The following is a 23,080-nucleotide window of genomic DNA, read 5'->3' on the forward strand; positions in this document are numbered from 1 at the left end:
AGGTTCGATATGAGTACCGACGACGCCAACACTGCCAAGGCTGAAACACTGACCACAGATATCATCGTCATCGGCGGTGGCCCTGTCGGTGAGAACGTGGCCCAGTACGCAACCGAAGACTCCGGTCTTGAAGCGATCATCATTGAAGAGGAGCTGCTGGGCGGAGAGTGCTCTTACTATGCATGCATCCCCTCGAAGACGATGCTGCGTCCCATTGAACTTGCCCACGTGACCCAGCACCTGGATGGTCTCAGCGGTGCTCACATCGATGCTGATGCAGTTCTGCAGCGACGCGATGAGTGGGTTTCTCATTACGATGACAAAGGCCAGATCGACTGGGCGCAGGGTGCTGGCCTGCGGGTAGAACGCGGCCACGCACAGCTGATCGGCGAACGGCAAGTCCTGATCAGCGAACCGAATCCGGTGGTCGTTCACGCGCGACATGCGGTTGTCATTGCCACCGGTTCTCAGCCGACCGTGCCTCAGACATTCGTCGATGTCGCACCCTGGCTCTCCCGTGACGCGACCGGCGTCAGGGAGGTGCCGAATTCGCTGATCATCGTCGGTGGCGGTGTCATTGCAGTGGAAGCCGCAACGTGGATGGCAGCACTCGGCACTCGCGTACGCATGCTCGTGCGAGGTCAGGGCCTTCTATCCGGTCAGGAACCGTTCGCAGGAGAGCACGTCGCCAAGGCACTCGAGAGTGCAGGAGTCATCATCGACCGGGAAACCAAGGTCGAGGCCTGCTACCGTCCTGGGGCCGAAGACACCGGGTTGGGCCAGGTCCACGGTGGACAGGTCACAGTCCAGACGCTCGGCGCCGCCGGAGAGTCCACAGTCACAGCGGATGAGATCCTCGTGGCAACGGGCCGAGCGCCTCGGCTCAACGAACTCGGACTTGAGAGCGTGGGACTCGCTGACGAGGACATCGCAGCGGGACGCCTGCCCGATTGGCTGTATGCCGTCGGAGATGCCAGCAGTGAAGCACCGCTGACTCATTGGGGCAAATATCGTGCACGCGTCATCGGCTCACAGATCCGTGCCCGTGCCACAGGCGAAGAGTCCGAAGCCGTCCCCGAAGATGCTCCGGTCCCTCAAGTCGTCTACAGTGATCCGCAGGTTGCCTCGGTGGGAATGACAGAGGCGGACGCCCGGAAGGGTGGGCACGAGATTGAAGTCTCCCAGCTGCCGTTCACCAGCAGCGCAGGCACCTCGCTTCTGCGCGATGATGCCGAGGGAACGGCACAGATTGTCGTCGATGCACGTACCGGCTTGCTCCTCGGAGCCACGTTTGTCGGCCCGGAGGCCGCCGAACTGATTCACCCAGCAACAGTGGCGATCGTCGGGCAGGTACCTGTTCATGTTCTGCGTCATGCAGTTCCGAGCTTCCCAGCAGCCTCTGAACTGTGGTTGCCGTTGCTGGAGAAATTGCCTCGACGACTCCGTTTCAGCAGTTGAAAACGCGTACTTGGCGCCGACAAAGTCGATCAGGCGACGGTCGCCATGATCAGATGTGGCTGGTTGTCGTCGACCTGCGCCCCTCACGGATCGCGATCAGCCGCATGTCCATGGTCTGTGGTGGTCTCCCCCATAAGATCATGAGCCAGAGTCACTGAGTCGTAGATCGGAATCTGCAGGACATCTGCGATGGCAGCCCGGTAGGGCGGAAGATTTGTGCATTCGAGGACGACTGCGTCCAGCCGAGGATGCTCACGAGCGAGCTGACGTGCCACGTCGGAGACTTCTCGCGCGACGGCTGCTGGGTCGAGCCGAGCAGCCTCCTCGATGATGGCGGATCTGAAGGCTGGGCAGTTCTCCAACCCGACGATCGCGGCTGGAACCAGAGCCGTCGGGCCCAGGACATTCGGATTGAGTGCGCCGGCATCCGCCGTGATCACTGCCACCGCAGAGTGAACCCCCACAAGCCTATTCAGATAGTCGATGGACGAGGCTGTGAATGGAACGGATATCCGGGCAGAAAGCTCGCTTTGGAATCTCGCAAGGAACCCACAGCTCGTCGTCATCGCAACAGCACCGTCATCGACGAGTTCGATTGCCGCCTCGGCGAAGAGATCGATCAGACCAGCGTCCTGTCGGTGCACGACCCGCTTCGACGTCGCGCCTGTCACGGTGCGGTAGATGACGGGAAAGTCGAAGGTATCCGGATTGCCGATATCGCCGGGGATCCGATCGAATCCGTTCTCCAGCATAAGTACACCGAGCGGTCGAGTATCCTGCGTCATCATTGTTCTCACCCGAGGAGGAGGAAGAGCAACCCGAGGATGATGAAATACATCGAGTTCGGCAGAGCCAGGACCATGACCTTCACCGGATCAACCTTGGTCTTCAAAGTCGCGCCCACCAAGCCACACACGACGAATGCGGTGAGACCGACTGGCGGCAGGTTCTGAGCGGAAGCAGCGATGTGGCTCATTCCCACTGCGATGTTCGTCGGGTCGACGCCGGCATTCTCCAGTATCGGTGAGGCGAATGGCACCACGACGGTCTGCGCAGCTGTCTGCGAGCCGATGAGCATACCTAGGATCATCAAGGCAATGGTGCTGATGACCGCGACTCCGGAGCCGGCAACGTGCTCGGCCATGGCAGAGACTGTATCGACCGCACCGCTCTCGTAGAAACAACCGATGAGAAAGGCTGCGCACAGCTGAATTGCGACAGTCTGCCTGACATTCTTCAGACCTTTGCTCACCGTTGCCATGGGTTCCCGACGCACCTTCTTGAAGAAGAAGGAGACGACTGTGGCCACGATGATCGCCATGACGACAGGAAATGCCAGACCGGCAAGAATCGGTACGGTGTTCATCCACGCCGTCAACTGTTTGATCCCAGGGATCTCCGCAAAGATGTCATATCCGAGTCCGGTCTTGAGCAGAACTATGATGACCAGGACGGCCAGAGGGATCATGCTGGCCCATCGTTCCCGGCCCAACGTGCGCAGCTGACTGATTCGTGTCTCTTGAGCTTCGTGGTCTGCAGCTGCCGTTGTGAAGCTGCCGCGCGGGTCGAATTCTGCAGAGGAATCAGTTCCTGGGATCCGGGGCCGACGTACGAATCGGAAGGATTCGAGTATCGCCAGGATCACTCCGATCGTCACTGTGAGATACGACCAGAGGGTCACCGGGTCAGGGTCGGTATTGACCAGCGAAGCTGCCAGATACACGGCTTGGCTGATGGGAGGCATGATCGAGCCGAGGGAAGCACCGAGAAGGATGATCATGCCGATCTGCACCGGTTTGATCTTCATCTCCGCCAGAGAATGGATCACAAGGAAGCCGATCACAGTGGCTGCGGCAATGGCATCGCCGAGGAGGGAGCCGGCAAGCGTCAGTGTCACGAACGTCGCGGCGATGAGTCCCCGAGGTGATTTGCCGAAGAGGATACGCAGAAACGACATCGTCGTGTCCATCGCACCGATTCTCACCTGGGTCTCGGCGTAGATGCTGCCGAAGATGCTCAACGCGATGACCCAGGCGAGTGTGTCGATCCCGTCGATAGTCGCCTGGATGTAGCTCAGCGGCGCCATTCCGGACAGCAGAGCAGCAGCGAGACCACCACCGAGCAGCGCGACTTGGATATTGCCGCCGATATAGGGAATCTTCTTGATCAGCGCGATGGCGAAGAGCACCACCAACGATCCGATGACGACGGTCATGATGCCTGCTTTCGTGGGTTCAATGTCAACCGTGCTCTGCCTAGGTGCGGAAGGTAGTCTCCTGCTGTGCTCTCCCCCGTCACAAGGTCTCGCACGAGGACACCGGTGATCGGAGTCAAGGCGATGCCGTCGCCTTCGTGGCCGGCTGCAGTGATCCACCCGTCGAGTTCGTCATGACGTTCGATGATCGGAAGACCGTCACCGGTGTAGGGGCGGAAACCGGTCATCGCGCGGATGATGCGCACGTTCTTCAGAGCCGGAACGATCCGTGCCGCGTGGGAAGCTATCGCGGTCAAGACGTCGCGGGGCGGACGCTTGTCGAATCCGGCGAATTCGCGGCTTCCACCCACCAGAAGGGTCCCCGATGCGGTCTGGCCCAGTGAGAGCCCGATGCCGTATGGCGGCGGCTCTTCGCCACCGGGCATATCTGCCAGATGCTTAGCTGCGACGTACTGAGCGCACAGCAGATTGCCTCGGACCATCCGCGGCTGTGCGTCGGAGATGAGGATGGTCCCCCGCCGCGGTGTGATCGGCGTGCTGATGCCAGCGCGCTCCCCGACCTGGGCGGCGAACGGTCCCGCAGCGTTGATGACCATCTGCGTCGGAATCACACCGGTCGAAGTCCTCACACCTTCGATTCGTCCACGCTTGGTTATCACACCGAGGAACTCTCGATGCCGCTGTATGCGAGCACCCGAGCGAACAGCTGCGTCGGCGAGCGCAGCATTGAGAGCAAGCGGATTCACCTCGGCGTCGTCGGGACTGTAACTGGCTCCCAGAACATGCTCGGCAAGAGACGGCTGATGATCTCTGGCACGGTCACCGTTGAGAAGTTCAACCCGTATCCCTGCCTTCTTCTGTTCGACGATGAACCGTTTCATGAAGTCCAGTTGGGATTCTGTTTCGATCACCACCATTCCCCCATCAGGGGCGAACTCGATGTCGGCGCCGAGTTCTTCGGACAGGGTCGAATACATCGCACGCGATTCCAGTGCCAAGCGCATCGGCAGCCCGGGCCGTTTCGACTGGAGGTAGATCGCTTTGTCGCAGGATCCGGATGCGCCAGCTCCCGGAGCCCTGGAGTCGATGGCGACAACGCGCAGACCTGACTGAGCCAGTCGCCAAGCCACCGATGTGCCGATGGCTCCGGCGCCGATGATCACGACGTCGGCAGCGGGGTCGTTCATGCGCGCACATCCTGACTGAGGTGGTCGCACCAGAGTTCGTGCATTCGACGCCGCCCTGCATGGATCTCGGGCATGAACGTCAGGGGTGCAGCAGCACGCGCCTCTTCGACGTCAGCACGTGCAGTGATCACAGCCTCCGACTGGTGTTCGTGGCCCGCGATCTTCTCGGCAATGACAGTCCCGACGAGTTCACCCTGGGCGCGAGCCACCTCGGCGGATTCGATTCCCGTGATGTTGCCGGCGACGAACATGCCAGCGGTGTCTGTTTCCAGGTTGGGCCCATGGAGGGGGACTTGCCCGCCGAGCTCCGGTACGTCGACGAGCAGACAGTCACGAGTGAGATCCTGCAGAGGATACAGACCGCCGCTGAGGCAGACGGCGTCCACGGGAACCACACGTTCCCTGCCGACAGGCTCACCGTTCGTGTTCACCCGCTTCGTGCGGATGGATCGCACATCGTCGTCACCGTCGATACCCACGACACATTCACGCAGATGCAGCGGCATTCCGGCCATGCGAATACCAGTGCTGGGCCAGATTCGTGCAACAACCTCGGCCATACCGGGGATCGTCAATGCCTTCATAGCCAGGCCAAGCAACCGGTTCGGGGCAAGGCGATGCAGACCGCCGAGTCGTGTGAACACGGCGCTCGGCTGCTCCGGCGCACTGAACTTGCCTGGCGGGGGCGGGAGGAAGACACCTGCAACATCGATGTCGGCGGCGGCGAGCTCATCGACGATTGACAGGGACAGCGGGTCGATTCCGACGACAGCGAGGCGCTCCCCCGGCAGAACACGATTGACATTGAGCATCGTCTGAACGGCACCGACGGCAAGGACACCCGGAATAGTCCACCCTGGCAGCCCGAGTGTCTTCTCTGCCGCACCCGTGGCGATGACGATGTAGTCAGCTCTGATCGACTCACCGCCGCTGAGCCCGAGGACGAACCCCGGGTCGAGTGACCAGACCTGCCGACCGGATTCGATGATGACGCCGGCTCGGCGTGCCCGCTGTGCCAGGGATGCGGCGCGTTCGGCACCGATATACCAGTCGCTTCCGCGACGATAGAGCTGGGATCGCAGTCGTCCGCCCGGAGCCGGTCCTTCATCGACGACGAGCACCTGGGTGGGCCCGGCCTCGGCGATGCTGGAGGCTGCCGACAGGCCCGCAGGTCCCGCACCGATGACAACCACGTCAACGGTTCTCATTCTCCGGACTCCGTGGTGATGCGCATGTCCTGCTGCACAGGTGTGAGGCACGAACGAACGCTGACTTTCGTACCGTCGTCGCCGGTCACGAGGAGGCGGCATTCGAAGCAATGGCCGATCCCGCAGTACATTCCTCGCGGCTGACCCGTCTTACTGCGTCGCAGCACCTTCTGCCCTTCGACCCACAGCGCGACAGCGATGGAGTCCCCCGCCTTTGCGGACATCTCACGGCCGTCGACGGTGATCCCGACCTCTTCGGAACTATCGGGGCCCAGGACAGGGTGGTTCTCGATACGTCTCATTCTTTGCCCGCAGACATCTCGGAGGCAATGTCGGCGAGGAGCACGGGCCTGAGCACTGAGTTGCGCTCGAGCGTACCGATCGCGTGACCTGCAAAGCACCTTTCGAGCAGCGGCCCGCAGACACGGCCCTGGCAGGTGCCCATTCCGACTCTCAGTCGGAGTTTCGCCTCATGAATATCGATGGTGTCAGATTCGTCGACACAGTGCCGGATGTCGTCGAAAGAGACGTCTTCGCATCGGCAGACGATGTAGTCGTCCATACTCGGCCCTCTCCCCCGTTCGCGACTGCTGTGTCACGAGTATGTATGGATACTCATTCAAGCGCATGCCGCCGCACATCGAGTGGATTTTCAGGTTCACGGTTACTGAAGGACAGGTTCAGTTTCCCTGAAGCTCGGTGTCCAAGGTGAGCATGGGAGCGTCGAAGGTCACTCCGAATGCGGTCAGAGTCCAGGTGAGATAGTCGCCAGCAGCCTTCACGAAAGCGTGAATGGCCGAGGCGATGAGCGGGTTGTGATCCGTTGCGCGATAGAGGATCTGGACTCGACGGTGCACCGGTCGATCCGTCAGTCGATACAGATGGATGCTGCGGTCGATGCCGAGCGACAGGACAGGGACCAATGCGATTCCCAGGCCCTGGTTGACCAATCCTCGAATGACGTCAGGGTCGTCGCTGCGGTGGGCAATCCTCGGTACGAAACCCTCACGTTCGCCGAGGTGCTGCAGAATCTGGTCCTGGGTACTCCCCTTGCTCCCGCAGACCCAATTCTCCTCTGCGAAGTCTCTGATCGAGCTGCGTTCACCGGAAGGACCTTGATCGCGGCCGATGACCACCATCTCTTCGTGCAGGAGAGGAGTACTGGTCAATCCTTCAAGGACCTGTTTGGACGTCGGTGAGTACTCGTAGATGATTCCGATATCGGCATATCCGGCCTTGATCGACTCGACAACGCTGTCGGAGGTTCCCGGGGTGACCAAGGAGATCTCGGCTGCCGGATGTTTCGAGGTAATGCCGGCGACTGCGCGGGGAAGCAGCTGCGCGGCACCGCTTCCCGCAGCAGTGAGTCGGAGCATGCCCTGTTCTGCGCTTGCATATCCGCGCATAATGTCTGCGATCCCAGCGATGCTCTCCAGCAGATCCGCGCTCAGCTCGTACATCCGTTCTCCGGCGGCTGTGACCCGGACGCTTCGTGGTCCACGTTCGAAGAGAGAGACGCCCAGGCTTCGCTCAAGTGCAGATATCTGCTGTGAGATCGCCGAGGTGGTGTACCCGAGATCTTTCGCCGCTGAGCTCAGTGACCCGTGTTCGACGACTGCTCTGAGTGCACGCACATGGGTGAAGCTCACAGTCGAAAGCGCGGACTGGAACCGTGCGTCCACTCATTGCTCCTTTGCCGTACGAGATACCCCATCAGAGTACATCTGGTCTCGTTCAAACCAGCAGTACTGGTCCGATGCTGAATGCGGCCTCACCGAATTGCACCCAGGGTAGGGTGATTCAACGGAAATATACTTGTCGTGCCTATGCAATGAAGCAGGAGAATCATGGCTGATTCCGAAATGTCATCACAGGACACCGATGTTCGTGAAACCGTTGCCCCACCTCGACGAAAACGCGAGATGCCGCACGTCTTCGTCATTCTTATGGCCGTCACCGCGATCGCCGCTATTCTCACTCATTTCGTGCCTGCCGGCGTCTTCGATCGTCAAACGGTCGATGGCCGCGACGTCATCATCGATGGAACATTCCATGCAGTCGATCCGACACCGGCATCATTCTGGGACGTCCTGACCGCGGTGTTCAACGGGATGATCGGCGCCGCCGACATCATCTTCTATGTCTTCATCGTCGGTGCATCCTTCGGGGTGCTGAGGGCAACAGGTGCCATCGACTCTGCGGTGGCTGCTATGACGAGCAAGCTGCAGGGCAAGGAGATCCTCTTCATCCCTGTCCTCATGACGTTCTTCTCACTGACCGGCGCCATGCTCGGGCTAGCCGAGGAGACCATCCCCTACATCACGATCCTCGTGCCGATAGCAGTCGCCCTCGGCTACGACTCGATGGTCGGCGCAGCGGTCGTGCTCCTTGGCACCGGTTCAGGTTTCATGGCCGCCTTCATGAACCCCTTCACCGTCGGCGTAGCCCAGGGAATCGCTGGGCTCCCCCTGTTCTCCGGCATGTGGCTGCGACTCGTCCTCTGGGTCCTCCTCCTCGGTGTCGCGATCATCTTCGTCATGCGTTACGCGCAGCGGATGAAGAAGGATCCGACAAAGGGCATGCTCTACGGTCAGGACTCCCTCGCCGATGAGATCAAGCAGAAGGGCGACTCGGAGACTCTGACATTCACTCTGCGCCACAAGCTGGTCTTCGTTGTCCTCATCGCCACGCTGGTGACACTCGCCATCTGTGTCTCCACCTTGGGCTGGTACCTCACGGAGATCGCAGGGCTCTTCCTTCTCATGGGAATCGTCATGGGCATTGTCGGTGGTCTCGGAATGAATGGAACCGCTGAGGCCTTCATCGACGGTGCCAGGGACCTCGTCACCGGTGCACTCGTCATCGGCGTCGCCTACGGAATCCTCGTGATCTTCCAAGACGGTCAGATCCTGGACACCATTCTGGTCAACCTCGCCGCGGCCATCAGTCACCTGCCGCCGTGGCTGTCAGCCGTCGGCATGTTCTTCTTCCAGGGGCTGGTCAGCTTCATCGTTCCCTCCGGCAGCGGCCAGGCGGCACTGACGATGCCGATTCTCTCGCCCTTGGCAGAAATGGTCGGTGTGACTCAGCAGACCGCGGTACTGGCATTCCAACTCGCCGACGGCATCGGCAATCTCTGTTTCCCCACGAGCGGCTTCTTCATGGCTGCTTTGGCGCTGGCCAAAGTTCCCTGGATCAGATGGGTTCGCTGGATGCTGCCGCTGATCGCTGTTCAGATCACCATCGCCATCGTTGCCGTCGTGTTTGCCCACCTCATCGGGTACAGCTGAGCGGTGGCTATTCAAACAGCCTGTCAGCCAGAACACGCACCGCTACCCTGGAGCCATGGATACTTTCGTCAAGGAACGGGCCGGTGCCCCGCGGGGCTTCTTCGCCGCCGAGGCTGCCGGCCTGAAATGGCTGGCCGAACCTGACGTCGTTCCCGTGGTCGGTGTTGTCGATCAGGATAAGAACGGTCTGCGCCTGGACCGTCTCCAAGCGTCCGCACCAGATGCCCGCTCGGCGTTCAGCTTCGGTCGCCAGCTCGCGCTGCTGCACGACTCCGGTGCGCCAGGTTTCGGTTGGGCGCCAGCGGAACCCGCGTGGTTCGGCCCGCTCGACTCCCCTTTCGAAGTGGAGGTCGTCTCGTGTGCCACGTTCACCGAATTCTGGGTGGAGTGCCGACTGAATCCGATTGCCGCAGACATCAGCGCGAGTTTGTCGCAGGATCACCAGGCAACAATCACCTCGGCGATCGAAGCGATCTCCACTGGTGTCTTCGACGGAATATCCGGGACCGGGCAGGAGAAGCCTGCTCGAGCCCATGGCGATCTCTGGTCTGGGAACCTCATGTGGACGCCCGAGGGCTGCACCCTCATCGATCCTGCCGCCCACGGTGGTCATCGGCTCGAGGACCTCGCATTGCTGGCGCTGTTCGGCACACCCCACCTTGAGGAGATCTTCGCCGGCTACGAGGCGGTCCATCCGATGGCCGAGGGTTGGCGAGACGACCTTCCAGTGCACAACTTCTTCGCACTCCTTGCCCATGTGAAGCTGTTCGGGGCGGGATTCCTGGGACAGGCACTTGACGCAGCCCACATGGTCGTTGAGCGCAGCTCCGAGATCAGGACTGTGCAGTAGTCGCGGATCTGCTCCGGTTCGTCGTCAGTCATCAGCCCAAGAACGGATCAGTCTCCGGTAGCCAGATCCATCCTTCACGCAAGACGACATCACTCGCTTCGGGTGGTGGTGGAACGGCGAGATCTTGATGAACGAGATAGGCCATGAGCGCCGCGAGCACCGCGTCGAAAGCATTGTCGTCACTCGCACAGATTTCCTGGTGACCGTTCCAATTGAGCGAGGGAAACACCCGTGTCAGTTGAGTGATGAGATCAACTCGCAGAGCCTTATTCTGCTTTCCTTTGTATCCGCGGCTCGGCAGTAACCAACACTTCAGTGTGGCCGCCGGATACACCTCGCATATTCTTCCTGAGCCGTCTCGAGCAACATCGGTGCCTTGGACTCTCAACCGCGCTTCGACTCCAGCCCAACGAAGCGCGGGATAGGCGATCTTGTCGGCGGACACGCTCAGCGGCACGATTCCTGTGCGGTCACGCACCACCAGGTCAGTCGTCCTCATGGCCATTGCCCGCCGCCAGGATACGTCGGTAGATATTGGAGGCAACATCTCGCCAGCAGCGTGCTCAACTACATGACGGACAAAGGAATCTGGCCATCCCAAGGGGACATCCAGACCAGTCTTCACGGATGCAAGGACGAGGTCGGCGAGCTGTTCATCATCTACGCCAACGTGAACGTTCTTCACGGCAAGCTCTCCGTCATCGCTGACTTCAGCGATACCTGTCCGTCTGGCCTCTGCAGCCAGATCAACTCCCCCGAAGATCATGTAGTCAGCCTAGCAATCCACGCACCCTACTACCCTCAGTTGACGATGTGCCCGACGGCAGGGCCCCACTGCCTTAAGACGACAAGGAGGAGCGCTTTGACCCCAGAACTGAGTCGAACCGTTCCTCCTATCACAACGTCCCTCCGCGCATCTCCCTCAAGATCGCGATCGTCTCAGTCGTGTTCGCACACCTCGTCGGGTACAGCTGATCGTCAGAAGTTATGAACCTGAGTCGGCGTTTCCTGCCGTAGTCACACAGCCCGACGTAGTCACACAGGGAGTTGGGCAACATGGTCGAAATCGAGAATGAACTGTGCCTCGGGGATTGACGGCTTGCGCCCCAGAATCGTGTCGGCTGCCAGTTCACCGAAGAACGGTGAGTTCTTGAACCCTTTGCCTGAGAATCCCGCACACACGAACACATTCGACATAGTCGGATGAAAGTTCATATATTCTCGCCGGGAGTGAGTATAAGCTTCAAAATAGGCTTGCGCCCGCATCGGGTAGTCGTCCAAGTCCGGAAATAGGTCCTTGGCGACTGCTCTCACCGGTTCGAGATCGGCATCAGTGATTCGCATCGGAGCTGTGTCTGGGGTGGCGACCGGCAAATGGTGTGGGAACCCGACACCCAACTTCATTGCGAGCCCATCCGCAGTCGGCAGGCCATACGAATAGTTTGGATCAAGGCGCATAAATGGCAGCATTCCATCGATTCCCTTGCCAGCGGCGGGTAGGAACCATCCTGACAACAGCCGCCGAGTAGCAAGGAACTGTGCCATGTCGGGAAGCAATATTGAAGTCCAAGCTCCGGCGGCAACGATGACGCGATCGTAAAGCTCTGTCTCGTCGCCGGTCGAAATTGAGACTCTGTCGCTCTCTTGCTGAATGTCGTCGACTCGGCACTCTCGCACGATTCGCGCTCCCCGTTTCGCTGCGGCGTCTGCCGCTGCTCTCACGGTACGTTCGGGATAGATCGTACCCGCAGCCTTATCCAGAATCGCAATCTCATCGTCATTCAGTGAATACTGCGGGAAGCGTTTCTGCGAATCGCTTCGAGTGAAGACCTCAGCTCCAGAGCCGAGACGGTCTGCTGCACCCAATGCGTTGGCAGTTGACGGCGACGATTCGGAGCCGATCATCAACGCGCCGTTAAGGTTGCGCAGTCGTGAGCCGGACTCCATCTCCAACTCATTCCAAATTTCGTCAGCTCTGCTGGTGACTGGAAGGTACTCAACATACTCGGGTTCCAGATGACGAAACAGTCGAGTCTCGCCACCGGCTGCGCCACGTGAGTGTCCTGGGCTATAGAGTTCGTAGCCAGTGACGTCTACATTCTTCTTGGCCAACTGCCAGAGGACCTGAGCTCCGATCGTGCCCGTTCCAACGACCGCAATTTTCTGACCGGTCAATTTCATCACCCCTAAATCCCTGAATAGAGTCCGTGGTGGACAGGCTTGCGTACTCCGAATAGCACTAGCCCTGCGATGACAGCGCCGAGCGCGATGGTGAGGAAATATATGTCGTTCGAAACAACTGTGAAGTATTGCCCCAACAAACCTGAGATGGAAGAGCCCAGGGCCAGGGTGAGAAAGTTGATTGCCACCATTTGAGCGGTGAATGCCTTCGGCGCAATCTGGGTGGCCAGCGAAAGCCCAATCGGGCCGACGAAGATCTCCGAACTGCCCATGACGAACATGAAGACAACGATGTATACGAACGGAATAGAGCTCCCGTGGAAGGCCATCGAGATCAACAGAATGTATGCGAATCCCAATCCGATTTGCACGAGTCCTATGGCAAACTTCGTTCCGGCTTTGGGCTGTCGTGGTCCCATCCGCTTCCAAATCGCTGCTGCCACAGGCAACATGGCCACCCCAGAAGCCGACGAGATCATGGTGATCCAGCCGACGGGGAAAGTCCAGCTTCCAACAGTCAGGTCAACTCGGTCATTGACCAGCAGCGAGATAGCCGTGAATTTCGCGAAGAGAAGTCCGAAGTACAGGCTCGAGGCCAGAAACAACGGGATGTAGGACCTGATCCTTTGACGCTCGCAAGCGTTGACCTTGGTTGATCTCAGAATCGTGGTGAAGTATGCGGCCGCTGCAATCAGGCAAGCTATTGTGACAATCGTCGACAGCTTCTCTGCTTTGAGCAGGCCAAAGGCTGAAGCTGCGGTAACGACGATGACTGCGCCGAGGGCAATTACAGCGACTCTGCGTTTAGAGCTGGCAGGAAGTGGCCGAGTGACTTCGCTCGCTCGAGCAGGCAAGAACTTTGACGAATAGACATACTGGATCAGAGCGATGATCATGCCGACTGCAGCGAGTCCGAAACCGAAGTGGAATCCCCATTGATTCTGTGCGAATCCGGTGGTCAATGGGCCGAGAACCGCCCCGGAGTTGATGGCCATATAGAAGTAGGAGAACCCTGCGTCCTTTTTTGCCGCAGGTTCGCCGTCAAGAATGAAGCCCACAATTGATGTGATGTTGGTCTTCAGAGCACCGGTCCCAAAAATGATCATGACGAGACCAATGCTCAGCCCTAGGAATCCAGGGGCGATGGCCAAGGTGATATGTCCAAGCGCAATGACGATGCCGCCGCCGAGAACCATTGAACGAGGGCTGACCAGCCGTTCACCCGTCCACGCTCCCAACAGTTGAGCAAGATAGACAGCGCCACCGTAGGCGCCGGTGATACCGGCCGCCGCGGCCGCCGGAAGCGCTAGCCCTCCTTCCGACAGTTCATAGAGAAGGTAGAAGGCGAGAATGCTCTGCAGACCATAGAATGAGAATCGTTCCCACAGTTCAGTAAACGCCATTCCACCGACACCACGAATCTCGTTCTTCCTATTTGGAACGCGATCGTCCAGGGTAGTTGCCAAGATTGCTCCTCTTTGAGTTCAGATTTCGTTAGAATGCAAGGTCGCACTCACGAGTTCATCAGTATGTAGGTGGCGCCATCGTCCACGTGACGGTGGCTGGAGAGGTGCCCGTACTTTCTGAAACTTTGTGAGGTTGACTGCTGTTGTATGTCATGGAGTCCAGCGGGCCGAGTCGATGCTCCTCGCCATCGACCTCAACTTCCACATTGCCGTCCAGAACGAGAAGGAGCTCTTCAGAGGCACCGTGAGTATAGGCCGCACTGCCAGTGTTTCCGCCCGGCTCGAAGACACCTAAAAGCACTTCTAAATGGTCGAAATGAGCGGGTGTGAGCTTGAACTTTGACGCACCTTGGCCAAACGTACGACTACCTGCGTCAGCGAAACGTAAGACCGGGCGCGAGGTGTCTGAATTGGACTCGAAGAGGTCACCCACAGTGAGTTTCAGAACTCCACAGATCTTCTGCAATGTGCTGACGCTCCCAGACGACCGCCCGCGTTCGAGCTGGGACAAATAGCCAGTGGTGATTCCTGCTGCCTTGGCAACCTGTTCGAGTGTTAGGTGGAGGGCCTTCCTACGGCGCCGAAGGCGGTCTCCGATCGATGCGTCAGGGTCTGAATCGTTACTCACCTCACAGACAGTACAACCAATTCAAATTGAGTACAATATTTTTAACTCTCAGTCTTACTATTTGAGTTGTCGCCCCATGTCGTCTTGACAAATAATCACGAGAGCACGCCCGCGACGGCAGGAGCTGTGATGCCTCCAGCATCAGCATGACCAGCAGTTGACTGCCCGACACCCTGTTACCCAACAGGGACGGCACAGTCGGGCTTCTACGCCAATGGACGACCAGTTGCAACCGCAGCGAAGCCGTCGCGAGTCCATTCGATAGAGTCGCCGGAGCCCTCGGATACTCCATCTGGGCTTCGGTGATGAGTCATTGGCCGTCAATCAGTGGTGATGCAACACAGCAGCCCGGCTCAGGCCCGCACGAGTTCCGTGGTCAGGTTCGTCAGGACTCCTTGAGCCCATTCGCTGGCGGCCTCCGCTGCGGGCACGGGTCCCCCGGCATCGTGGCGACCGTACTCGCCTACTCTGGTTGCGCCGCGCGCCTCGAGTGCTTCGGTGAGAAGCTCGCTTCCGCGCGAGTATGTCTTCGTGTAGCTTGCATCGCCCATCCCGAACACAGCGAAGCGCACTTCTGCGAGATCGACGTCCAACCCTTTCAACTCGTCATAGAACCGTGTGGCCGAGCTCGGGACGTCACCGTCTCCATACGTCGAGCTCACAAGCAGGTAGAACCGCTTCGGGTCCAGGTCCCCTGGAGATACCGTTGCCAGGTCGGAGATCGCCAGATCTGACCTCTCCCCCAGGAACGTGCCGAGTTCCTCTGCGACGAGTTCTGCGTTGCCTGATTCCGTACCGAAGAGGATGGACACCGGCACGTCCGGTGCCAGGTCCTTCGCAGCACTCGCGGAGGCGACCGTGAGCTGCTCGTCGAGACTGCCGTCGCGTGCAGCAGCCAGCAGTTCCGCACGAGTCCTGATCTTCGCGCGGCATCGACCGACACCAGCGCCGAGGCGCTCCTTGAGATCGATCCGGCGCCACCCATTGAAGTCGGTGGCGTTCTCATGCGGTTCGATGCCTGCCGCATTGGTCGAGATCGACCCGGCGGTCACCTCGGCGGCAATCGTCGCAGCCAAGGCACGAGCGTCGGTGCGCTGGTCGGGGATCGTGCCTCGGCCATTGCCCTTGAGCCAGCCGATGGCGAAGAGACCGTCGTTGATCTTCCCGTCGGTGGGGATGGGCGAGGCCGGGCAGATGCCCTGCTTCGCGACCGCCATCGGGTCGCGGACGAAGCCGATGGCGGTGATGACCGAGTCCACATCGAGGTGGACCGCCTCACCAGCATGGATGAAGTCGATTCCGGTGACAGCATCAGCCGAATCCGACGGCGAAGACTCGCCGACAGATGACCCGGTGATCTGCTCCGGGGTGCTCGCGAACCACCAGTGCAGATCAATTTCCTTCGCCGAGGCATACCCCTGCTCCGAGTCACCACCCACCCGACTCTCCGAGTCGAGCAGATCACGCAAGGCATCGAGCTTGGCATCCTTGCCGACGGGAACCGCGTCGAGATCGACCCCGTGGAGCACATGGGTCAGCCCCGGCACGCGAGCGAGCTCGCGGATCATGACGGGGTCGAACTTCGCAGCACGCGGTTCGGAGCGGCCGATGACATCGATGCGAGCGATGTCGCTGCGCAGAGATCCGTGAATGAGGTCATCGATGTCGCTGCCCTCCAATGTCGCCGACTGACAGGTCAGCAAACGCAGGATGTCGACGGCGACATTGCCCTGGCCGACGACGGCCACCCGCGATCCGAGCACCATCGACTCGGCTTCGGAAGAATCCGTCTCCGCCGCGTCAGGGTGGCCGTTGAGCAGGCGGGTAATGGTGCCGGCTCGGTAGACGTGTTTGAGTTCGGTGCCGGGTATGCCGAGGGGACGGTCGTGGGTGAGACCGCTGGCGAGGACTACGGCGTCGTAGTTGGCTTTGAGCTCGTCCATGGTCACGTCGGTACCGAGGTCGGTGTTGCCGATGAACGTCGCCCGGGGATCGGTGAAGAGGCGGTCGAACTGTGTGGACACGGATTTGGTGCCCTGGTGGTCGGCGGCGACACCGTAGCGCAGCAGCCCGTAGGGCACAGGAAGTCGGTCGTAGACGTCAGCGGTGGATCCGGGCACCTGACGCAGGATCTCCTTCGCGCTGAAGCAGCCGGCCGGCCCGGCACCGATGACCGCAACCTTCGGTCCCTTCCCCTCGGCGGAAGCGGAATCCCCCGCCGAGGTGGCTCCCCCGCCGGCCGTCAGCCCGTAGTTGGGCCCGGCACTGGCTTGGGACCAAGTGACGGGGAGGTTGAGCATTCCGCGGAAGACCCAGCCGCCCACACGGGTTTCCTGGGCCTCGTCGATGGCGAGACCGTCGAGGCTGTTGAAGAGGAGGGGCAGGGCCACCTCGGCGATCTCGGCTCGTGCCGCCCAGTTGCCCAGGCACACGTGGACACCCTTGCTGAAGGCCAGGTGTGGTTTGGCCTCGCGGTGGATGTCGAACTGATCAGCCCGGTCCCAGATGGTTTCGTCACGGTTGGCCGAGAGCACACAGATGCCCAGCTTCGCACCGGCGGGCAGGCGCGTGTCGGCAAGCACGGTGTCCTGGGTGGTCTGGCGGGAGTACATACCGATGGGGGCGATCCAGCGGATGGTCTCTTCGAACACGGTCGGCCACAGCGCGGGGTTGGCGATGGCGGCGCTGCGCTGCTCGGGGTGGTTGAACATGGCCAGGGCTGCCACGCCGAGGGCGTCGCGGGGTTCGTTGAGTCCACCGCCGATGGTCATCTTGATGTTCGCGCGGATCTTCTCAATCGGCATGATGTCGCCTGGCATAGACAGCAATCCGGAGATGAGCGAGTCGTCGCGGTGGGTGAGGTGGTATTCGAGCATCTCGTCGAGGGCCGTGTCGACTTCGTTGAAGGACTTCTCGCCTTTGTCCCAGACGTCGGGGTCATCTGCGTAGTTGCCGGTGGCGTCGATGAGTGTCTGGGACCAGCGCTGGAGGTCGGATTGGTCGGCGTTGTAAAGGCCGAGCATGCGCCGCAGAGTCTCCGCGGCGTACGGCGCGGAGAAATCCCAGATCAGGTCGGCACCGGGGCCTTTGTCGATGAGTTCGGCCAGCAGGTCTTCGGCGACTTCGCGGTACATCGTGGTCCAGACACGCTTAACGTATCCGGGCTTGAGGACGGTCTGCCAGGCGCGGCGCTGTACGTAGTGTTCGGGGTCGTCTCGGCGGAGCATGGAGTGGCCCATGGCGCGGATCTGCAGGGAACCCTCTTCGTCGGCGGAGAAGATCTCCTGGTCGTGTTCGGTGGCGCTGACGGCCTCGTAGCTGGTGATGAGGAAGCGGTTGACCGCGGGCACCCAGTGGACACCGCCTTCGGCGCGGAGCCGTTCGTAGATCGGGAACGGATCCTCGTAGAGATCCGGAATCCTCACCCAGTCGGCTACCGGGGCCGAAGTGATCGCTTGGTCCGTGTTCGTGCGGAGCCCAGAAGTCATCGTCGTCTCCCTCATCGTTGAGTTCGTCAAGCACTTGTTGGATGCAGTCGGTGTGACCGCGTTCACTGTCCAGTCTGGGACTGATGCTATAAAAGGAAAAGCGGAATAAATCTAACAACTAGTCCGGAAAAGCAAATATGTACATTGACCAGGTCCCGAACTTCTCACTGCGCCAGCTCTCGTATCTCATTACGGCGGCACGGCTGGGCACGATCTCTGCCGCGGCGTCCGAACTGCACGTTTCGTCGTCTGCGATCTCTGATTCGATCACTGCCCTCGAGCATGAGATGGGTGCACAGTTGTGTATCCGTAAGAAGGCACACGGTTTGGTGCTCACCACAGCCGGAAAGCAGGTGGCAGCGCGAGCAGCAAGTCTCATCAATGAGGCGAACGAGCTGGAACGCGACCTCAAAACCAGTGATGGCGAGCTTGCGGGGCCGATCACCATCGGCTGCTACCCCACACTGGCGCCGATGATCCTGCCGGTGCTACTCGCCGAGTTCGGGGAACGGCATCCACGCGTGAGTTTAGAGATCGTAGAAACGACGCAGGATCTCATGGCGGGCAAACTGGAGTCAGGCGAGATCGACGTTGCCTTCGTCTACGAGACGCTCGTCCCTGGTGCTCCGAACCATGCGCAGCTCTTCTCTCAGCCGGCACACGTCGTTCTGGCGGCGGATGACCTGTTCGCCTCACGGGAGACCGTTCGGCTGGAAGACCTGGTTGAACGCGACATGATCCTCCTCGACTCTCCCCCATCAAGCCAGCACACGCTGTCAATGTTCACCGACCGCGGCCTGCAACCGAAGATCCGTCACCGAACGACCAGCTATGAAGTGGTTCGGACACTCGTCGGGCGTGGCCTTGGCTACGGAGTGCTGGTTCAGCGGCTGAACAATATTTCGAGTTATGAGGGGTATCCGCTGGTGGTGAAGGAGATTGAGCCAGCGGTTGAACCGGTCGGGGTTGAGGTGATTTGGCCTTCGGGCGCGGCATTGACCAGGCGGGCGAAGAATCTGATCAAATTTGCCATCTCTCGAAAATGGAAATGATCCTGCATCGAACACTCAAACTCATGGTCAGATTTCGACTTCCACAGGAATGACCCACGTAATCCAGTCTGTCAACAATCTCAGGAGCTCCGCTCCCGGTCACCGTTCTGCTCCGCCGTCCGTCGGTATTCACTAGGAGCTTCGCCAAACGCGGATTTGAACGAGCGACTGAAATGTGGAGCGTCTGCCAAACCCCAGCGACTTGATATTTGAATCAACGAAAGATCGGCAAGCGACGGATCAAGCAGATCCCGCCGCGCATGTTCTAACCTTCGTTGACGAATCCAACTGGACACGGTGGTTCCCGCCTCTTCAAACAGATATTGCAAACGTCGCGTCGACATGAAGTGAGCAGCGGCAACCGTACTGGGGCTCAGACTCGGATCAGCAAGTTGGTGTTCAATATAGTCCTTAATTGCCGCGACTGCTGATGCGCGCGGTGACGCAATTGAGTCGAGACCAAGCTCCGCATATAACACAGTGTTCATTACGTCGAGCGCGTTATGCGCCAGAAGTATTCCGGTATGTCCCGAAACTGTTCCGAGAGCAGTTCCGACTTGCTCCAGAAAGCTCGAAGCCACACGTATTAGACCTGGCTGGGAAGGCCGAAGAGCATGAGCCAAAAGATTGTCGACATCATCTCGCGGAACGCTCATTGCTTCTCGCGGAAAGACCATCACGATTGAATCCGTGTGGTCAGCAAAGGTCGCACTGTATGGCTGTCCCGTGTCGTATAGCGCCATATCGCCTGACCCCAAAGTCGCCTGCTGACCATTTTGAACAATCAACCCCGAGCCCGAGAGTATCAAGCTCAGTTTGTAATACCGGTTTTCATCCGACCTGATGTCTTTAGGCAACCGATCAACTTGATGCACCGATGCTGAGATTCGAGAGAGGTTGACATCATCAAAACGGCGGCCCTGAATTCGCCCGTGAAAGTCATCGGGGCGAGTCGTGCTCACATGAAGCCGGACAAACCGATTCGACATCCTTTCCCGCCATGCTTCAAAAGAGTCGACCTCCACTGGAGAAGTAGGTGCGCTACTCGTCAAGACCGGCATCAAGTTCCACCTCGCTTCTACGTTGAACCATAGGAATCTGCGATCTGACATCCACTCCGGCTCAGAGCAGTGTGTGTTCTCGAGTGTAGGACAAAGACAAGCCAGGTCAACGCAAAAGTACAAGTAACTGGCTCATGTCGGTTACAACGTGAGTTACGTGCGCCTTGCTACAAGACATATGCGGCAATGGACAAGAAGACTAGAGCAGCAGGTCACTAGATTGAGACCCAGAACCACAATTCCAATTGAAAGGATGTCATCACATGATCCATGACGAGCTGTATGAAAAGGGACTTGACCTGCGGCGCTCAATGTTCGGGCCAGCGGGTGCCGAAGAGCAGGTTGAAACGACAACTGATTTCAACGACAAGATCCAAGATGTCGTCACTCGCTACTGTTTTGGCGACATATGGCAACGCGAAGGTTTGGATCTTCGCACACGCAGTTTCGTCACCCTTGCGATGCTGGTCGCGCTGGGGCGCCCGCACGAGATTCGCATTCATCTCCGCGGAGCGATTGCAAACGGGATTACCACGGACCAAATTCGCGAAGTGATGATTCATTCGTTCCTGTACTGTGGGTTGCCCGCAGCCATTGACGGGCTCCGCGCGTTCGAGGAAGTCCTTTCAGAGTCCACGACGGAGCCCAACGATGAATGAGTCAACGAAAGTGGGATTTATAGGGCTGGGCAATATGGGAGCGCCAATGGCGGCTAACGTCGCTCACTCTGGAATCGACCTCATTGTCCGAGACGCAGACCAGAACCTTGCAAGTAAGATCGCTTATGCATCTGGCGCTGTGGCCGCATCCTCACCAAGCGATTTCGCCGAGGTCGAGATAGTTGTCACGATGCTCCCGACCAGCACAATTGTCTCCCAAGCTCTGTTCGATTGGGGAGATGGAGTAGTCCACCATTTGGCGCCTGATGCCGTAATCGTCGATATGTCCTCGTCCGATCCCACGCAGACTAAAGAACTTGGAAAAATACTGAAGGGCCACGGAATAGCTCTCATCGATGCACCTGTATCGGGCGGAGTCTCCAAAGCAACGACCGGTGAGCTCTCGATCATGCTCGGCTGTGACAACGCTGAGGCGATAGCCAAAGCTCTTCCAATTGTGGAATCAATGAGCAGTGTTATCTTCCGCACCGGCGATCTCGGCTCAGGACACGCGATGAAGGCTCTCAACAATTTCGTCGCTGCTGCGGCAACTACGGCTGCCTGCGAAGCACTGGTAATTGGAGATCGATTCGGTTTGGACCAACACACGATACTTAATGTTCTCAATTCCTCCACAGGCCGCAGCTGGGTCACTGAAAATGTTCTCGGACCCCATGTCGTTGATCGGGAGTACGGCTCTGGATTCTCGCTCGCGCTCTATTCGAAAGATGTTGGCATTGCCAAGAATCTTGCTGCTGCTGTCGATGATCCAGCCCCGGTTTGCACTGCGGTAGCCGGCGCTATGACGAATGCCCTTTCCACATTGGGCAACGTGGACCACACCGAAGCCATTACATTCTGGGAACAGGAACGGACAACCAGGGGAACCTGACCTTTCCTCGCCCCGACGCCGACCAATTGACCTTTCCACTGACGAATAGGAAGACTGATGACCACTGAATCGACAAGCGCCACGATTCCCATCGACCCAAAGCAAAAGAAGAGGGTCGCACTTGCAAGTGCAGTTGGGACTAGCGTGGAATGGTACGACTATCACGTCTATTCCATTGCATCTGCGCTGGTTATCGGTAGATTATTCTTCCCGGAAGCCTCCCCACTCGCAGGAACTATGGCAGCGTTCGCTACGTTCGCGATCGGATTCATAGCACGGCCGCTCGGAGGAATTCTTGCTGGTCACCTCGGCGATCGGATTGGCCGTAAAAAGGTCATGGTCATAACACTGACCATGATGGGTGTCGCCACGACGCTAATCGGATTGTTGCCGACCTATGCGCAGATAGGGGCTGTGGCTCCTGTGCTACTCGTTGTTCTGCGACTGCTCCAAGGTTTGAGTGCAGGCGGCGAATGGGGCAGCGCCGCATTGATGGCAGTCGAACATGCGCCTGACGGACAACGGGGACGGTTCGGCAACTACGTCCAGCTCGGGACTCCTGCAGGTATGTTTCTCGCAAACGTTGTCATACTAGGTGCCACGTTCACCCTGTCGGAATCTCAGTTCGAATCATGGGGTTGGCGCGTTCCATTCATGTTAAGTGCGCTGATGGTAGTACTCGGCTTCATTATTCGAAGTAAAGTCGACGAGAGCCCAGTCTTCAAATCTCTTGCCCACCATTCCACACTTGAACAAGTTCCCCTCTGGGAGCTCCTGAAGACCAGCAAGAAGCGAATCCTCCTCGCCGTACTTTCGTTTCTCGGTAATAACGCGTGCGGATATATCTTCCTTGCCTTCCTTACTTCCTACGGAACAGCCACCGTCGGCATGAGCAGAAACTTCATGCTCGACGTATTGCTAGTTGGGTGCTTGACGTGGTTCGGCTCAATGATAATATTCTCCCGCCTCAGTGACCGCGTGGGACGCCTCCGGGTCTACTTAGGGGGTTATGTCGGCCTCATCGTATGGGCCATACCTTTCTTTGCTCTTTTCAGCACCGGAAACAAGTTCCTCATGATTCTTTCGGTCGTTGTTCTGACATTCGGGCTTGCTGCTACTTACGGCCCTCAGGCGGCACTATTTGCAGAACTGTTTCCTGCCAGGTTCAGAGCAAGTGGCGTGTCACTTTCCTACGCCATTGGTGCATGCCTGGGCGGCGGATTCGCACCACTGATTGCGACTGCAGTGTTCGGAGCCTCCGGAACAATCTACGCGGTATCCGCATTTATGATTACGTTCTGTCTGATCAGCATCGTCGGACTGGTGGCGATGAAGGGAACGCCCAACTCGTTTTCCAATGATTCTTTCAAACTGTAAATAGATGGGGATGAGTTGTCATATGCAGGGGTGGTCGTAGTTCGCCACCCCCACATGACAACTTCGTT

At 58.9% G+C, this 23,080-nt stretch carries 20 protein-coding genes; 7 read left to right on the forward strand and 13 right to left on the reverse strand.

Annotated elements, in window-relative coordinates; translation table 11 throughout:
- Window positions 1-9 precede the first annotated feature (9 nt).
- Window positions 10-1,458, forward strand: a complete 1,449-nt coding sequence (locus JTF07_RS09580) for a dihydrolipoyl dehydrogenase family protein (protein ID WP_204234009.1) — start codon at window positions 10-12, stop codon at window positions 1,456-1,458.
- 83 nt (window positions 1,459-1,541) lie between these two features.
- On the opposite strand, the gene JTF07_RS09585 is transcribed toward JTF07_RS09580, so the two are convergent.
- From JTF07_RS09585 to JTF07_RS09615, 7 genes are all read right to left on the reverse strand, one after another.
- Window positions 1,542-2,246 carry an aspartate/glutamate racemase family protein gene (locus JTF07_RS09585; protein ID WP_204234010.1) on the reverse strand — a complete coding sequence of 235 codons (705 nt, stop codon included), beginning with the start codon at window positions 2,244-2,246 and terminating at the stop codon, window positions 1,542-1,544.
- A gap of 5 nt (window positions 2,247-2,251) precedes the next feature.
- Window positions 2,252-3,673 carry a TRAP transporter large permease subunit gene (locus JTF07_RS09590; RefSeq protein WP_204234011.1) on the reverse strand — a complete coding sequence of 474 codons (1,422 nt, stop codon included), beginning with the start codon at window positions 3,671-3,673 and terminating at the stop codon, window positions 2,252-2,254.
- Window positions 3,670-4,860, reverse strand: coding sequence for an NAD(P)/FAD-dependent oxidoreductase (locus JTF07_RS09595; protein WP_204234012.1), 1,191 nt, complete (start codon window positions 4,858-4,860; stop codon window positions 3,670-3,672). Before JTF07_RS09595 ends, JTF07_RS09590 begins: the two co-directional genes overlap by 4 nt.
- The gene (locus JTF07_RS09600) at window positions 4,857-6,068 is read right to left on the reverse strand and encodes an NAD(P)/FAD-dependent oxidoreductase (RefSeq protein ID WP_204234013.1); all 1,212 of its coding nucleotides are present in this window, start codon (window positions 6,066-6,068) and stop codon (window positions 4,857-4,859) included. The genes JTF07_RS09595 and JTF07_RS09600 overlap by 4 nt, the downstream gene beginning before the upstream one ends.
- Entirely contained in the window at window positions 6,065-6,370 is a 306-nt protein-coding gene (locus JTF07_RS09605; RefSeq protein WP_204234014.1) for a (2Fe-2S)-binding protein, read from the reverse strand. Before JTF07_RS09605 ends, JTF07_RS09600 begins: the two co-directional genes overlap by 4 nt.
- On the reverse strand, window positions 6,367-6,630 hold the full coding sequence (locus JTF07_RS09610) for a (2Fe-2S)-binding protein (RefSeq protein WP_204234015.1): 264 nt from the start codon (window positions 6,628-6,630) through the stop codon (window positions 6,367-6,369). Before JTF07_RS09610 ends, JTF07_RS09605 begins: the two co-directional genes overlap by 4 nt.
- A 118-nt stretch (window positions 6,631-6,748) precedes the next feature.
- Window positions 6,749-7,750, reverse strand: a complete 1,002-nt coding sequence (locus tag JTF07_RS09615; protein ID WP_204234016.1) for a LysR family transcriptional regulator — start codon at window positions 7,748-7,750, stop codon at window positions 6,749-6,751.
- A gap of 165 nt (window positions 7,751-7,915) precedes the next feature.
- On the opposite strand from JTF07_RS09615, the gene JTF07_RS09620 reads away from it, so the two are divergent.
- Window positions 7,916-9,358, forward strand: coding sequence for a YfcC family protein (locus JTF07_RS09620; RefSeq protein ID WP_204234017.1), 1,443 nt, complete (start codon window positions 7,916-7,918; stop codon window positions 9,356-9,358).
- A gap of 55 nt (window positions 9,359-9,413) precedes the next feature.
- Complete coding sequence (locus tag JTF07_RS09625; RefSeq protein ID WP_204234018.1) at window positions 9,414-10,208, forward strand: fructosamine kinase family protein; 795 nt, start codon at window positions 9,414-9,416, stop codon at window positions 10,206-10,208.
- 31 nt (window positions 10,209-10,239) lie between these two features.
- Here the strand turns inward: JTF07_RS09625 and JTF07_RS09630 are convergent, their stop codons facing one another.
- The 5 genes from JTF07_RS09630 to JTF07_RS09650 all read right to left on the reverse strand — a co-directional run bounded on the left by JTF07_RS09630 (window position 10,240) and on the right by JTF07_RS09650 (window position 17,971).
- Window positions 10,240-10,974 (reverse strand): DUF429 domain-containing protein, encoded by a 735-nt coding sequence (locus JTF07_RS09630; RefSeq protein ID WP_204234019.1) that lies wholly within the window; start codon window positions 10,972-10,974, stop codon window positions 10,240-10,242.
- A 269-nt stretch (window positions 10,975-11,243) separates the two neighbouring features.
- Window positions 11,244-12,389, reverse strand: a complete 1,146-nt coding sequence (locus JTF07_RS09635; protein ID WP_235352068.1) for an FAD-dependent oxidoreductase — start codon at window positions 12,387-12,389, stop codon at window positions 11,244-11,246.
- A 5-nt stretch (window positions 12,390-12,394) separates the two neighbouring features.
- Window positions 12,395-13,855: a peptide MFS transporter gene (locus JTF07_RS09640; protein ID WP_252199672.1), complete on the reverse strand. Its 1,461-nt coding sequence runs from the start codon at window positions 13,853-13,855 to the stop codon at window positions 12,395-12,397.
- Between the two features lie 58 nt (window positions 13,856-13,913).
- On the reverse strand, window positions 13,914-14,483 hold the full coding sequence (locus tag JTF07_RS09645) for a helix-turn-helix domain-containing protein (protein WP_204234021.1): 570 nt from the start codon (window positions 14,481-14,483) through the stop codon (window positions 13,914-13,916).
- Window positions 14,484-14,836: 353 nt separating this feature from the next.
- The gene (locus JTF07_RS09650; protein ID WP_204234022.1) at window positions 14,837-17,971 is read right to left on the reverse strand and encodes a cytochrome P450; all 3,135 of its coding nucleotides are present in this window, start codon (window positions 17,969-17,971) and stop codon (window positions 14,837-14,839) included.
- 137 nt (window positions 17,972-18,108) lie between these two features.
- Here JTF07_RS09650 and JTF07_RS09655 point away from each other — a divergent pair, with 137 nt between their 5' ends.
- On the forward strand, window positions 18,109-19,023 hold the full coding sequence (locus JTF07_RS09655; RefSeq protein ID WP_204234023.1) for a LysR substrate-binding domain-containing protein: 915 nt from the start codon (window positions 18,109-18,111) through the stop codon (window positions 19,021-19,023).
- A gap of 80 nt (window positions 19,024-19,103) precedes the next feature.
- Here the strand turns inward: JTF07_RS09655 and JTF07_RS09660 are convergent, their stop codons facing one another.
- Window positions 19,104-20,048, reverse strand: a complete 945-nt coding sequence (locus tag JTF07_RS09660; RefSeq protein WP_204234024.1) for an AraC-like ligand-binding domain-containing protein — start codon at window positions 20,046-20,048, stop codon at window positions 19,104-19,106.
- Between the two features lie 299 nt (window positions 20,049-20,347).
- Between JTF07_RS09660 and JTF07_RS09665 the strand changes: the two genes are divergently transcribed.
- The 3 genes from JTF07_RS09665 to JTF07_RS09675 are packed head-to-tail and all read left to right on the forward strand — an operon-like array spanning window position 20,348 to window position 23,012.
- On the forward strand, window positions 20,348-20,743 hold the full coding sequence (locus JTF07_RS09665) for a carboxymuconolactone decarboxylase family protein (protein ID WP_235352071.1): 396 nt from the start codon (window positions 20,348-20,350) through the stop codon (window positions 20,741-20,743).
- The gene (locus JTF07_RS09670; protein WP_204234025.1) at window positions 20,736-21,635 is read left to right on the forward strand and encodes an NAD(P)-dependent oxidoreductase; all 900 of its coding nucleotides are present in this window, start codon (window positions 20,736-20,738) and stop codon (window positions 21,633-21,635) included. The genes JTF07_RS09665 and JTF07_RS09670 overlap by 8 nt, the downstream gene beginning before the upstream one ends.
- 57 nt (window positions 21,636-21,692) lie before the next feature.
- Window positions 21,693-23,012 carry an MFS transporter gene (locus tag JTF07_RS09675; protein WP_204234026.1) on the forward strand — a complete coding sequence of 440 codons (1,320 nt, stop codon included), beginning with the start codon at window positions 21,693-21,695 and terminating at the stop codon, window positions 23,010-23,012.
- Window positions 23,013-23,080: the final 68 nt, after the last annotated feature.

Origin of the sequence: Brevibacterium sp. RIT 803 (assembly GCF_016892625.1) — a bacterium.
In the GTDB taxonomy this organism is placed as follows: Bacteria; Actinomycetota; Actinomycetes; order Actinomycetales; family Brevibacteriaceae; genus Brevibacterium.